Annotated in this window: 12 protein-coding genes; 8 read left to right on the forward strand and 4 right to left on the reverse strand. The window is 65.4% G+C overall.

Going from position 1 to position 13318, the window contains the following annotated elements:
• The first annotated feature begins 5 nt into the window (after positions 1 to 5).
• From ACFYOW_RS11210 to ACFYOW_RS11230, 5 genes are all read left to right on the forward strand, one after another.
• Positions 6 to 1049: a 3-oxoacyl-ACP synthase III family protein gene (locus ACFYOW_RS11210; RefSeq protein ID WP_387286774.1), complete on the forward strand. Its 1044-nt coding sequence runs from the start codon at positions 6 to 8 to the stop codon at positions 1047 to 1049.
• Positions 1046 to 2080, forward strand: a complete 1035-nt coding sequence (locus ACFYOW_RS11215) for an aminotransferase class I/II-fold pyridoxal phosphate-dependent enzyme (RefSeq protein ID WP_387286776.1) — start codon at positions 1046 to 1048, stop codon at positions 2078 to 2080. The genes ACFYOW_RS11210 and ACFYOW_RS11215 overlap by 4 nt, the downstream gene beginning before the upstream one ends.
• Positions 2081 to 2335: 255 nt before the next feature.
• Positions 2336 to 2779, forward strand: a complete 444-nt coding sequence (locus ACFYOW_RS11220; protein WP_387286777.1) for a cupin domain-containing protein — start codon at positions 2336 to 2338, stop codon at positions 2777 to 2779.
• 122 nt (positions 2780 to 2901) lie between these two features.
• Positions 2902 to 3096 (forward strand): ribbon-helix-helix protein, CopG family, encoded by a 195-nt coding sequence (locus ACFYOW_RS11225; protein WP_387286779.1) that lies wholly within the window; start codon positions 2902 to 2904, stop codon positions 3094 to 3096.
• A complete protein-coding gene (locus ACFYOW_RS11230; RefSeq protein WP_387286781.1) occupies positions 3093 to 3464 on the forward strand; it encodes a type II toxin-antitoxin system death-on-curing family toxin in 372 nt (123 codons plus the stop codon). Before ACFYOW_RS11225 ends, ACFYOW_RS11230 begins: the two co-directional genes overlap by 4 nt.
• Before the next feature lie 49 nt (positions 3465 to 3513).
• Here the strand turns inward: ACFYOW_RS11230 and ACFYOW_RS11235 are convergent, their stop codons facing one another.
• Entirely contained in the window at positions 3514 to 3921 is a 408-nt protein-coding gene (locus ACFYOW_RS11235; protein WP_387286783.1) for an SdpI family protein, read from the reverse strand.
• A gap of 128 nt (positions 3922 to 4049) precedes the next feature.
• Here ACFYOW_RS11235 and leuS point away from each other — a divergent pair, with 128 nt between their 5' ends.
• Positions 4050 to 6899 (forward strand): leucine--tRNA ligase, encoded by a 2850-nt coding sequence (leuS, locus tag ACFYOW_RS11240; RefSeq protein ID WP_387286785.1) that lies wholly within the window; start codon positions 4050 to 4052, stop codon positions 6897 to 6899.
• A 94-nt stretch (positions 6900 to 6993) separates the two neighbouring features.
• On the opposite strand, the gene ACFYOW_RS11245 is transcribed toward leuS, so the two are convergent.
• Entirely contained in the window at positions 6994 to 7779 is a 786-nt protein-coding gene (locus tag ACFYOW_RS11245) for a polysaccharide deacetylase family protein (protein WP_387286787.1), read from the reverse strand.
• 177 nt (positions 7780 to 7956) lie between these two features.
• A complete protein-coding gene (locus ACFYOW_RS11250) occupies positions 7957 to 8652 on the reverse strand; it encodes an SDR family oxidoreductase (protein WP_387286789.1) in 696 nt (231 codons plus the stop codon).
• A gap of 202 nt (positions 8653 to 8854) precedes the next feature.
• Here ACFYOW_RS11250 and ACFYOW_RS11255 point away from each other — a divergent pair, with 202 nt between their 5' ends.
• Positions 8855 to 10192, forward strand: coding sequence for a glycogen debranching protein (locus tag ACFYOW_RS11255; protein WP_357481901.1), 1338 nt, complete (start codon positions 8855 to 8857; stop codon positions 10190 to 10192).
• Between the two features lie 202 nt (positions 10193 to 10394).
• Positions 10395 to 11054 (forward strand): glycoside hydrolase family 25 protein, encoded by a 660-nt coding sequence (locus ACFYOW_RS11260; protein ID WP_387287483.1) that lies wholly within the window; start codon positions 10395 to 10397, stop codon positions 11052 to 11054.
• A 65-nt stretch (positions 11055 to 11119) separates the two neighbouring features.
• On the opposite strand, the gene ACFYOW_RS11265 is transcribed toward ACFYOW_RS11260, so the two are convergent.
• On the reverse strand, positions 11120 to 13189 hold the full coding sequence (locus ACFYOW_RS11265; protein WP_387286791.1) for a PhoX family protein: 2070 nt from the start codon (positions 13187 to 13189) through the stop codon (positions 11120 to 11122).
• Positions 13190 to 13318: the final 129 nt, after the last annotated feature.

Genomic DNA, 13318 nt, shown 5'->3' on the forward strand with positions numbered 1-13318 from the left:
GCGCCATGAACTCCTCTGATCCGAACGGCCCTGGACTGCCGGCCGTCAGCCTTGTCGATGTATCGAGCTATCTGCCGGGTGAGCCGGTCGGCACCGAATACTTCACGCAGTACAGCCGATCCGATCGGATGGCCAAGAACGTCATGTTCCGCTCGCCCAAGGCGCGCCACCATGTGGGCAGGGACGAGACCGCGGTGGATATGGTCGAGCATGCCGTCGCACCGCTGATCGAACGCCATGGTGCACAGGCGATCTCGGATATCGATGTGCTGATCACGCACACCCAGCTGCCGGACAATCCGGTGATGGGCTGCGGACCCGAGGCGGCCCGCCGCCTCGGGATGAAGCCCCGCTTCGTCTACGACGTGCACAACGGCGGCTGCGCGGCCTTCGTGCACATGATGGCCATGGCAAGGATGATCCTGCAGACAACCGACGCCCGCTCCGCGCTCATCGCGGCGACCCAGAACTGCGCGGGCCCGGTGTTCACCCAGACCGAGATCCGCAAGCTCGCCCAGGCGCCGGTGCCCGGCGACGCCTGCGGTGTCGGACTGCTCGTCAAGGACGATTCCGCGCCGATCCTGGATATCGAATGCCGCACCTATCCCGAATTCGCCGGGGACATGGAGTTCTCGACCAACGGCCAGCGCAAGTACTGGGAGCCGGGCGAGGGGCAGGGCTGCGTCAGTTTCACCGAATCGAAGATCACCAAGGTGTTCGCACGCGGCAATCGGCTGGTGCCGGAAGTGGCATTGGCGGTGTGCGATCGGATCGGGGTGAAGGGCCGCGATATCGACACCTTCGTCACCAATCAGCCGAACCGGCTGTTCCTGCGCAACTGGCACGATGCGCTGGAACTGCCGCCGGAGCGGCATCCGGACACCTTCGACCAGTGCGGAAACCTGTTCGCCGCAGGCATTCCGGTCACCCTCGATACCGAGAATCGAGCGGGTCGGCTGCGCAACGGCTCGGTGGTGCTGTTGTCGGCATTCGCGCACGCCGGTGATTTCGCAGGCGCCGCGGCGGTGCGCTGGGGTGCGGCCGGATGAGCGTGCGGGTGGCCGATGAATCTCGGCCCTCGCAACAGCACCGAAGTCAGCGGACGCAGGCTCGGTTCGATCTCAGCCTGAGCGAAAATCCCTTCCCCCCACTGCCTTCGGTGCTCATCGCGGTGAACAGCGTACTGGCGCAGGCCAATCGCTATCCCGAGTTCCTGCCGCGTCGGCTGCCGAGGTTGATCGCGGGGCGCGTCGGGGTGCATTCGGATCAGGTGGTCGTCGGTTCCGGCGCGACCGGGGTGGCCATGCAGATCATCCAGGCATTGACCAAGCCGGGTGACGGAATCGTCTACGGGGCACCGACTTTCGACGGCTATCCGATCATGGCGGAGATGGCCGATCTCGAGGTCGTTCCGGTGCCACTGGATGGCGCGGGCAATCAGGATCTCTGGGCGATGGCTAAGGCCATCGACAAGCGGACCGGTTTGGTGGTTGTCTGCCGTCCGCACAATCCGACCGGCACCGTGATCTCGGCCGCCGAACTCGAGGCGTTCTTGTGCTCGGTGCCGCGCCGGGTGCCGGTCATCCTGGACGAGGCGTATGCCGAATTCCTCGGTCCCGCCGATCGGGTCGATACCCTCGAACTGCTCAATCGGCATCCGAATCTGCTTGTCCTGCGCACCTTTTCGAAGGCATACGGACTGGCCGGTCTGCGCATCGGCTACACCTTCGGCAGCAGCGAGTTGATCAGCCGCGTCCGCAGGCTGCAGCTGCCGTTCGGGGTGAGTTCGGCGGCGGTGGCCGCGGTCGCCGCGTCCTACGCCGCCGAACCCGAATTGGCCGCGCGCATCCTGCGCATCACCACCGCACGCGAGACCCTGCGCAGTGCGTTGCTGCACCGACACATCGCCGTGCCGCGCAGCTACGCCAACTTCCTGTACCTGCCGGGCCCCGGCGTAGCAACGGCGCTGCGCCGGGCCGGCATCGCGGCCAAGGTGTACCCCGACGGCAGCGCGCGCATAGCTGTCGGGGACACCGAGGCCGACAACGCGGTGCTGAAGGCGCTGGAATCACTGCGGTAGGTGGTGTTGGAGCGGCGGCGTTCGCGGAACCAGTGTGGTTTCCACCGCGCCGCCGCCTCCAACGGGCATCATGCAGATTATGGCGATGACCTTGCGACTCGATGACGGCGACGACCGCAAGCTGAACTAGGAAGCCGCGCGATCCGAGCAAGGGATCGCGAAGGAAGCGGCGCATCCACCCGCGAAACAGGAAGGTTTCGATGCGATGCCGGCGCGCACCATCGAACGGCACGCCGAATTGCTGGATCGGCTCGGATGATCCGATACCTGCCGGTTCACGAACTTCTTGTGTTCACCCGGTGGTTCGATGGGGTGATGATGCGGTGGCGGGAGTTCCAGGTGAATGCGGCGCCGGCGCGCGGGACGGCGAGTCGGGTGCTGTTCCGTTTCACGCTGGGGCGGCGTGCGGTCATCGGTCGCCAGACTGTCATCGAACCGGGTGGGACCAGTGGTTGGCACTATCACGATGGGACGCTGCTGGTACTGGTCGCCCACGGCACCCTCGACCATCCGGGCGCGGACTGTGCCCCGGTCACCTACCGGCGCGGCCGAATCTTCCGGGAACCCAGTGGCCCGTCCTATCCCCATGTGGCGCGCAATCTCGGGACGACACCGGTGACGCTGTTCGTGCTGTACCTGAACCCGGCTGGTAGCCCGCTATCGCGTCACGTCGATCCGCCGGAGTGCGCCGAACAGTAGCGCAACCCGCGCGCAGCGGACCGCTGCGGAGAAATCGAATCCGTCCGATGGTTATCTCGCCGGCCCCGCCCCAGCACTGCCATGCCTGCCCAGCATGGTATCTGGCAGGTATCATGCGGATTATGGCGATGACCTTGCGACTCGATGATGACGACGACCGGATGCTGTCCGAGGAAGCCGCGCGCACCGGCCGCTCCAAACAAGAGATCGCGAAGGAAGCGATCCATCTGCATCTCACCGCGAACCGGGAAGTATTCGAGGCGATGCTGGCACGCACCATGGAACGGCACGCTGAATTGCTGGAACGGCTCGCGTGACCCGATACCTGACGGTCCACGAACTTCTCCTGATCGCCCGGGCTGTGAACCGCGGTACCGACGCGGTCCGGGATTACGGATTACTCGCCTCCGCCGCCGCGCGTCCGTCCGCCAGGGTGTTCGGCACGGATCCATATCCGGAGTTGTTCGAAAAGGCTGCCGCGCTACTTCATTCGCTTGCTCGCAATCGTGCCCTGATCGACGGCAACAAACGCACTGCGTTCCTTGCGGCGGCGCTCATGCTCGAACGTAACGGCGTAGTGCTGCCGGTGCTCCCCGACGAACAGGAACCGATCATGATTGCCGTCGCCGTTGGGGACATGGACGTGCCCGAGATCGCTGAGCACCTGCGGAAATGGAGCGAATAGCCGTCCGCACGACGTCGCGATCAGACCTGTACTGGCGCCGACCCCGGGTTCAGTTGGTGGGGGCGCAGGCGTCGCGCAACGAGCACGCGCCGCAGGAGGAACCGCAGCCACCGATCTCTTGGGCGGGAACAAGCTCCTCGGCCGCACGAGCTGCGGCATTCGCGCCCGCACCGAGGGTGAACAGCGCCACCGTGGCTGTGATCACCGCAACGATCAGCGCCGGGAAACCGCCTGCGGCCAGGGCGACGAGGCCGCCCGCGAAGAGCAGCGCGCCCGCGGCCACGGAGGTTGGGGCGGCGACGCGGTTGGCGATGCGGAAGGTCTCCTCGTCGTGCAGTGCCGCCTCGGTGTGCACCCCGACGAAGCGGTTGCGTGGCAGCCGGCCGGTCAGTCCGAGCACGCCGGTTGCGATGGCGACCATGGCCAGCACGAACAGGGTGAGAGCGACGACGAACACCTGAAGAGGCTAGCGCACCGCCGCCACGCCGGATCCAGCCCGGCCCGATTTTCGGTGTATAAGCCCGGACGTTCTACCCTGATAGACACATCTATGACGGGGATCGGCGAGAACAAGAAGGCAGGACCGTGGCGGACACTCGTGCAACCGAAAGCGATGTACCGGAGCACAGGTACAGCGCCGGCCTCGCCGGCCGCATCGAGCGCCGGTGGCAGCGGACCTGGGATGAGCGCGGGACCTTCCACGCGCCGAACCCGGTAGGCCCGCTCGCGGGTGCGACGCCGACGGACAAGCTGTTCGTCCAGGACATGTTCCCGTACCCGTCCGGCGCGGGACTGCATGTCGGGCATCCGCTCGGCTACATCGCCACCGATGTCTTCGCGCGCTATCACCGGATGCACGGCCGCAATGTGCTGCATGCGCTGGGCTATGACGCATTCGGTCTGCCCGCCGAGCAGTACGCGGTGCAGACCGGTGCGCATCCGCGCCAGACCACCGAGTCGAATATCGCCACCATGCAGCGTCAGCTGGACCGGCTCGGCCTGGGGCACGACCGTCGGCGCTCGTTCGCGACCACCGATCCGGAGTACTACAAGTGGACGCAGTGGATCTTCCTGCGCATTTACAACGCTTGGTACGACCAGGATCTGGACCGCGCCCGCCCGATCGCGGAACTGCAGGCACAGTTCGATTCGGGTGCCCGGCCGACCCCCGACGGCCGCGCCTGGAACGATCTGACCGCCGCCGAACGCGCCGAGGTGCTGGACTCGTATCGCCTGGTGTACCAAACGGATTCGGTGGTCAACTGGTGTCCCGGTCTGGGCACGGTGCTGTCCAATGAAGAGGTCACCGCCGACGGCCGCAGTGAGCGCGGCAACTTCCCGGTATTCCGGAAGCGGCTGTGGCAGTGGATGATGCGCATCACCGCCTACTCCGACCGGCTGGTCAACGATCTGGACCGCCTGGACTGGCCGGAGAATGTAAAGGCCATGCAGCGCAACTGGATCGGGCGATCCCGTGGCGCGCAGGTGAAATTCGATGCCGACGGTCAGCAGATCGAGGTCTTCACCACCCGGCCCGACACCCTGTTCGGTTCTACCTACGTGGTGCTGGCGCCCGAGCACGAACTGGTCGACAGGCTGACCGCGGAGGCTTGGCCCGCTGGTGTCGATCCGCGCTGGACCTTCGAGGACGCCGGTGACCCTCGGGAAGCCGTTGCCGGATACCGCAAGGCGATCGCGGCCAAATCGGATCTGGAGCGGCAGGAGAACAAGGAGAAGTCCGGCGTCTTCCTGGGTTCCTATGCGACGAACCCGGTGAACGGCGCCCAGGTGCCGATCTTCATCGCCGACTACGTGCTGGCCGGTTACGGCACCGGCGCGATCATGGCCGTGCCCGGGCACGATCAGCGCGACTGGGAATTCGCCTCGGTATTCGGCCTGCCGATCGTGGAAGTCATTTCCGGCGGGGATATTTCGGCCGCGGCCTACTCCGGTGACGGCGCGCTGGTGAACTCCGATTACCTGAACGGCCTGGCCGTCGAGGAGGCCAAGGCCACCGTCATCGCCCGGCTCGAGGCCGACGGCCACGGCAAGGGCACCGTCCAGTACAAGCTGCGCGACTGGCTGTTCGCCCGCCAGCGCTACTGGGGTGAGCCGTTCCCGATCGTGTACGACGAGGACGGCGCACCGCACGCACTGCCGGAATCCATGCTGCCGGTCGAACTTCCGGAGCTGGACGATTTCGCACCGGTCACCTTCGATCCCAACGACGCCGACTCCGAACCGTCGCCGCCGCTGGCCAAGGCCACCGACTGGGTGAATGTCGAACTGGATCTGGGCGACGGACCCAAGCAGTACCGCCGCGACACCAATGTCATGCCGAACTGGGCGGGCAGCTCCTGGTATCAGCTGCGCTACGCGGACCCGACGAACCCGGATGCGTTCTGCGCCAAAGAAAACGAGCAGTATTGGCTGGGCCCACGCTCCGCGGAGCACGGCCCGAACGATCCGGGTGGCGTCGATCTGTACGTCGGCGGTGTCGAACATGCGGTGCTGCACCTGCTGTACGCGCGGTTCTGGCAGAAGGTGCTGTTCGATCTGGGTGATGTGAGCGGTTACGAGCCGTACCGCCGCCTGTTCAACCAGGGCTACATCCAGGCGCACGCCTACACCGACGCGCGCGGTGCGTATCTGCCCGCCGCCGAGATCATCGAGCGCGACGGCAAGCACTACTTCCCGGATCCGACCACCGGCATCGAGATCGAGGCGTTCCAGGAGTACGGCAAGATCGGAAAGTCGCTGAAGAACGCCATCTCGCCGGACGAGATGTGCGATACCTACGGCGCCGACACCTTCCGCCTCTACGAGATGTCGATGGGTCCGCTGGATACCTCGCGGCCGTGGGCGACCAAGGATGTCGTCGGTGCGCACCGGTTCCTGCAGCGGGTGTGGCGACTGGTCGTCGACGAGGAGTCCGGCGCGATCCGGGTCACCGACGCGGCGCCGTCGGAGGAGACGCGGCGCCTGCTGCACAAGACGATCGCGGGTGTGGACGAAGATTACGCCGCACTGCGCGATAACACCGCCGGTGCCAAGCTGATCGAGCTGACCAACCATCTGACCAAGAGCTACCCCGCGGGCGCGCCGCGCGAGGTGGTGGAGCCGGTGGTGCTGATGCTGGCGCCGATGGCACCGCATATCGCCGAGGAACTGTGGGAACGGCTGGGGCACAAGGAATCCCTGGCCCACGGCCCGTTCCCGGTGGCGGATCCGGCGCTGCTGGTCGAGGAGTCGGTGGAGTACCCGATTCAGGTGAACGGCAAGGTGCGCAGCCGAATTCAGGTGCCCGCCGATGCCGATAACGCGACCATCGAGGCGACCGCGCTGGCCGATGAGAAGATCGCGGCACTGCTCGGCGGGAATGCGCCGCGCAAGCTGATCGTGGTGCCGGGACGGCTCATCAATATCGTCGCGTAGGCGCCATCCGCCCCGCCCGCGGACTTGCGTGCCGCACACGGATTTGCCGGTCACTTCGTGTGCGGCGGGCAAGATATGCGCAGCCCAACCCAGGTCAGCGCGGGGGCAGCAAAACGTCGTTGAGGGTAACCATGGACAGATTGCGCTCCTTGATGATGTCCACGAGCTGCCCGTAGACATGCGTAACCGCGGGCGCGTTCGCGTGCCCAATAATGATCGTCTGCGGTTTGAAGTACTTACGCGCGCACTCCAACAAGTAATCCTCGGTGATCACGCCGGAATCCGACAGCGAGCCGTACCACATGGTCGGCACGGTGTAGCCGAGATCCGCGGCGACCCGATCGACCGTGCCGTTGTGGCGACCGAACGGCGGGCGGTAGTAGGGCGTGCCGTCCACACCGAAGTTGTTCCATAGGAAGGACTTCGCCCGCGCAAACTGCGAGGAGATGCCCGACGCGGACAGCTTGGTCAGATCGGCGTGGTCCCAGGTGTGATTGCCGAGCTGGATCTGACCGGAATCGACCAGGGGCCGCAAAGCATCTCGGTGGATCGCCCACGAGTCGTAGTAGGCGGTCACGAAGAAGGTGAACCGCGCGCCGGTATCCCTGGCGAATTTGATGTAGGCCCCGACGACTTCCGGACTCGCACCGTCATCGATCGTTAGCGCCATATTGGTGCCACCGCCCGGCAGTGCGGTGATGGTCTGCGCCGGAATCGGCGTCTTCGGTCCGATCGGCGGCGGGGGCAGCAGCGGCGCGGGCAGTATCGGCCCGCTACCCGCCGAACCACTGTTGAACGGCTCCCCCTCGGCCCGCACACAGCCGGTCAATGCCAGCGCGGTGCCTGTTGCAAGCATTGTCAGCAACCGACGTCTATCCACGATCCGAACCCTCTAGCTTCGCTCTATCAGCGCACCGCCGCCCCGTCGACGCAAACGCGCAGGTAACAGACGCGAGGCTACCGAGCGAAACTGTCTCCGAGCTGAACCTCGGAACAACATGTCAAGAAAACGACACCATCGCGGCCGCACATTCGGACGAAATCACAGTGAGCCGAATCAGTAGGGGCGCAGCACGATCTCGGTCGGATGGCCGTCGCGCGGTGTGTCGATCGCGGCACGCACGGTCCCCGCAACCGTCTCCGGGCTCAGAAATTCCTCCGCGCGATACTCGCGACCCTCACCCGCGATGATCTCCCGCTGCATATCGGTATCGATGCGGCCGGGATGGATCGAGGTCACCCGCAGCGTCGGCTCCTCCAACCGCAGCGCGTCACCGAACGCGCGCAGACCGAACTTGCTCGCCGCGTAGGACGCCCACCCCGCATTCGCCCGCAATCCGGCACCCGAATTGATCAGCACCACATGACCGTTGGCCGCGCGCAATGCGGGCAGCAGTAGCCGAGTCAATTCGGCGATGGCAATTACGTTGGCTTCCAGGGTATTTCGCCACTGCTGCACCGAGGATTCGGCGATCGAACCCAGGTCGGCGATACCGGCGTTGTGTACCAACACATCCAGGCGTTGAATCGGCGAAACAGCTTCCGCCACTGCGGAATAGTCGGTCAACTCGACCGGCCATCCGGTGGCGCCGGGCAGTTCGCCTAATATCGCGCGCAGCGCCTCGGCCGAGCGGGCGCCGAGCAACAGATCGTGGGTCGGTGCGAGTTCGCGAGCGATCGCGGCGCCGAGCCCGCGGCTGGCGCCGGTGATCAGCGCGGTCGGCTTCGGTGTGCTGGTCACGGCGGCGGTCATGGAGTCACCGTATCGGTCACCGAAGCGGGCGGTAGCACTACCCGCACGCGCGGCGATGGATGCATAAAGCGAATAAGTGGAATTCACGGACGGGGCATGCAGAGTGAGATCCGGCGCACAACAGCTGGCCACCAGGGCGCACCAGAACGAGATACGAGTCACTGAGCGGGCGTACTTGCGGGTGTCATCGCAAAATAGGGGGATGGCACACCCGGGTTTCACCCCAACACAGCTCGCGGCCCGCGCCGCCTATCTGCTACGGGGCAATGATCTGGGCACCATGACCAGTGCCGCGCCCCGGTTGTATCCGCACATGTGGAGCTGGGATGCCGCCTTCGTCGCGGTCGGCCTCGCCCCGCTGAGTGTCGAGCGCGCGGTCATCGAACTGGACACCCTGCTTTCGGCGCAGTGGAAGAACGGGATGATCCCGCACATCGTCTTCGCCAATGGTGTGGACGGCTACTTCCCCGGCCCGGCCCGCTGGGAGTGCAAGAAGCTGGCCGCCAACGCCCCGGACGGTCCGGACACCTCCGGCATCACCCAGCCGCCGGTGCACGCCATCGCAGTGCAGCGCATCCTCGACCATTCCCGCCGCCACGGCCGCAGCACCAGGGCGGTGGCCGAGGAATTCCTGAATCGGCGCTGGCCGGATCTGGTGCGCTGGCATCGCTGGCTGGCCCATGCCCGCGACCCCAAGGAGAGCGGCCGGATCACGCTGTATCACGGCTGGGAATCCGGGATGGACAATTCGCCGCGCTGGGATCGGGCCTATGCGAATGTGACGCCCGGCGATCTGCCGCCGTATCAGCGTGAGGATCTGCTGGTGGTCTCGGACACATCGCAGCGGCCCAGCGATCGCGAATACGACCGCTATCTGTGGCTGGTCGAGCAGATGCGCCGCGCCGGATACGACGACTACCAGCTCGCCTCGACGATGAGCTTCGCGGTGGAGGATGTCTTCGTCACCGCGATCTTCGCGCTGGCGTGTGAGGTTCTCGCCAATATCGGCGAGGAGTACAAGCAGCCCCATGCCGATGTCCGCGAACTGTATTCGTGGGCGGAGCGTTTCCGCGCGGGTGTGGTCGCGACTACCGACGCACGCACCGGCGCGGCCCGGGATTTCGATGTGCGACTCAAGCGCTGGATCAACACCGAAACCCTCTCGATGTTCGCCCCGCTGCTGTGCGGCGGCCTGCCCCGGGACACTGAACGCAGTCTGCTGCGCCTGTTCGAGGGCCCGCGCTTCTGCGGCCATCCGGACCTGCGCTACGCCTTGCCGCCGTCCACCTCGCCGGTCTCCAAGGACTTCCGCTCCCGCGAATACTGGCGTGGCCCGGTCTGGCCGGTAATGAGCTGGTTGTTCTCCTGGGTCTTCGCCCGCCGCGGCTGGGCCGAACGCTCCTTCATGCTCCGCGCCGAGGGTCTGCGCCAAGCCAGCGACGGCAGCTTCGCCGAATACTACGAACCCTTCACCGGCGAACCCCTCGGCAGCATGCAGCAGTCCTGGACCGCGGCCTCGGTCCTGGACTGGCTCGGCTGACGCATCCGGGCCGGTCGCGGCAATGGTGGCGGCTGTTGATGCAAGCGGCCCCAACGGGGGCGAGTGAATGCTGCGCAAATACCTCAGATGTAACTCTGGTCACATCAAGTGATGGTCGCTATCGTCGAACAGCATGGATAGTACTCGTTGGAGATCCACCCGCGCTGTGGCGCTGTCCGCGATCACAGTGGGCAGCATCCTGATGGCTACTTCGGCGGGCACGGCGGTGGCCGAACCGAGCGGGCCCGATGTGTCGTCGTGGCAGCATGTCGACGGCCGGTTCATCGACTGGTTCGCGGTGCGTAGCGCGGGGCACGCTTTCGCCATGCTGAAGGCGACGGAGGGCGTGAACTACGTCAACCCGTATTTCGTGCCGGACAGCTTGCTGATGCGGGCGGCGGGGGTCGCGCGCGGGACGTATCACTACGCGCGACCGAATCTGCCGCCGGAGCCGCAGGCGGCGCTGTACGCGACGGTCGTGCTCGGACAGAACGGGCCGCTGGATCTGCCGCCGGTGCTCGATCTGGAGAATACGGGCGGACTCGGTCCGGCCGCACTGATCGACTGGACGCATCGGTATCTCAATACCGTGCAGGCCCTGACCGGACGGGTGCCGATCGTCTACACCTATCCGAATTTCTGGAAGTCGGCCATGGCGAATACCAATGAATTCACCAGGTATCCGCTCTGGATCGCCGACTACCGGGGCAACGAACAACCCGAAGTCCCGGGTGGCTGGGCAGCGTGGACGTTCTGGCAGACCACCGACAGCGGCCGCATTCCCGGTATCGCGGGCGGTACCGATGTCAACGTATACAGCGGCGCCCAAGGCGATTTCGCGCGCTACGCCAATATGGGCTGAACAGCACGAAACCGCTACTCCCTGCAGGTTCGAGTAGCGGTTTCGTGTGTTGCGCGGGAAATCGACTAAGCGCCGATTCGCCCGCCGCCCTTCTTCCACACCGAGACAACGGCGGGCCTGGGCAGACTATCGCCACCATCGGGCCAATGCGAGGCGGGCTTTTCCGCGGTCGCGTCATCACGCTCGCCCGGATGCTGGACGCATACGGTCACCCGCTGCTCCGACACCGTCGGACCGCAGGTCTCCGCGCCGAACGGGACGGTCAGGAATTGTTTGGTCTCTCCGCGATTCGGCCCGTCGAGCACCACCGAGAAGAGGCCGTCGTTGGCGCCGTTGGCGCGTGAGGCATCGGTGGAGATCCACAGATTGCCGTAATCGTCGAAGGCGAGATTGTCCGGTGCCGCGATCGGGCTGACCTTGGCCTTGTCGAAACCGGCGAAGTAGGTGTCGGTGGTCTTCGGATCACCGCACAGCATCAGGATATTCCAGGTGAACGTGGTGCCCGCGTGATCGTCGTCGAGTTCGAGCACCTGCCCGAATTTATTGATGTTGCGCGGATTCGCCTCGTCGATGGCGGGCTTGCCCTGCGCGCCCCGCTGCTCGTTGTAGGTCAGCGCGACATAGACCTTGCCGGACTTGGGATTCGCCTCGAAATCCTCGGGACGGTCCATCTTGGTCGCGCCGACCTTATCGGCGGCCAACCGGGTGAATACCGAAACCTCTTCGGCGGTGAAGCCGTCCACCTTCGAGGTGGCCTTGCCGTCCTCGCCGGTGACCAGTAGCGGAATCCACCGGCCGGTACCGGTGAAGCCCTTATCCGAGGGCACCGTGCCATTGCCGTCGATCTTGTCCGGGTGATCGCCGGTGAATTTGGCGACGTACAGCGTGCCCGCGTCCAGAATCGTCAGGTTGTGCCGCATGCTGGCTTGGCCGTTGCCGGACTGCACCTTTCGCGACGAGACGAACTTGTACATGTAATCGAAGCGCTCGTCATCGCCCATATACGCGACCACGGTGCCGTCCTTGGCGACATGAATGGTCGCGGCCTCGTGCTTGAACCGGCCGAGCGCGGTGTGCTTGATCGGCGCGGCCGCGGCATCCCACGGATTCACCTCGATGACCCAGCCGAATCGGTTCGCCTCGTTGGGTTCCTTCGCCAGATCGAAGCGCGATTCGTGCCGCTCCCATTTGCGCTCGGAGGCGCCGTTCGGGAAGCCGTAGCGCTTGAGCCTGGCCTTGGCGGCCTCGTCGGTGACCTTATCGCCGTTGGCGAAATACTGGTTGATGTTCTCTTCACCGGAAAGGACTGTGCCCCAAGGGGTCAGGCCGCCGGAGCAGTTGTTGAGGGTGCCGAGCACCTTGGCGCCGGACGGGTCCGCGCTCGTCTTCAAAAAGGCGCTGCCCGCGGCGGGTCCGGTGACCGTGAATTCGGTGGTGCCGGTAATGCGACGGTTGTATTTGCCGAATTCCGGCGTCAGCTTGCCGATTCCGGACTCGCCCTTTACCTGGACAACCGAAAGACCGTGCGCGGCAATGGCGGTCTGGTAGTGCTCGAGTGCGGGCTCTTCCTTGTTGTAGCCCTTGAACATCTGTGGTTCGGTGGTGTACTCGTGATTCACCACCAGCAGGTAGGTATTCGCCTGCCCTTCGATGGGCAGTAGCGCAGCGAAGTCGTTGTTGAAGCCGAACTGTTTGGCCTGCGCGGCGGCGGACTGGGCATTCGCATCGAACTTCGGCGCGTCGGCGAACAGCGGGTCGCCCCAGCGGATCACGACATTGTGCTCGTAGCCTTCCGGAATGACCAGTGCGTCATCGGAATTCGCCGCGACGGGTGCGAAGTTCGTGCCGACCGGCACACCGTCGACCAGCGAGCCGCCCGCCGCCAATTCGACCTTGTCGTCTCCGCAGGCCGCGAGCACACCGGCCGCGCCGACCGCGACCACGACCCCCGCACTGCCCTTCAACATGCCGCGCCGCGTCAGCGCCGCGCGCACCATATCGCCGAAGTATTCGTTCTCGGAAGTGTTCGGAACCTCGTGGAAGCAGGCGTTGCCGCATTTGTACTGACAGGTGATGGCCGAGCGCTTCGGCTGGCCGTCCCGCTTCACGAACAGGGCGAGGGGCTTCGGTGTCACGACTGCGCCTCGCTAGCGCTCGGCTCCGTCGTGCCATCGAGGTGGCCTCTGCTTATGGTTCGCTCGCTTCGCTCGCTCACGATGAACTCCTGACATAGTGCTGACCGGCGCACCGTAAGCCGCTCAGGC

The sequence above is a fragment of the Nocardia sp. NPDC006982 genome (assembly GCF_042869435.1).
Classification (GTDB): domain Bacteria; phylum Actinomycetota; class Actinomycetes; order Mycobacteriales; family Mycobacteriaceae; genus Nocardia.

Excerpts from the sequence above, each read along its gene's own strand:
- ACFYOW_RS11210 (WP_387286774.1), top strand. The coding sequence starts at position 6 with ATGAACTCCTCTGATCCGAACGGCCCTGGACTGCCGGCCGTCAGCCTT.
- ACFYOW_RS11215 (WP_387286776.1), top strand. The coding sequence starts at position 1,046 with ATGAGCGTGCGGGTGGCCGATGAATCTCGGCCCTCGCAACAGCACCGA.
- ACFYOW_RS11220 (WP_387286777.1), top strand. The coding sequence starts at position 2,336 with ATGATCCGATACCTGCCGGTTCACGAACTTCTTGTGTTCACCCGGTGG.
- ACFYOW_RS11225 (WP_387286779.1), top strand. The coding sequence starts at position 2,902 with ATGGCGATGACCTTGCGACTCGATGATGACGACGACCGGATGCTGTCC.
- ACFYOW_RS11250 (WP_387286789.1), bottom strand. The coding sequence starts at position 8,652 with ATGACCGCCGCCGTGACCAGCACACCGAAGCCGACCGCGCTGATCACC.
- ACFYOW_RS11255 (WP_357481901.1), top strand. The coding sequence starts at position 8,855 with ATGGCACACCCGGGTTTCACCCCAACACAGCTCGCGGCCCGCGCCGCC.
- ACFYOW_RS11260 (WP_387287483.1), top strand. The coding sequence starts at position 10,395 with ATGGCTACTTCGGCGGGCACGGCGGTGGCCGAACCGAGCGGGCCCGAT.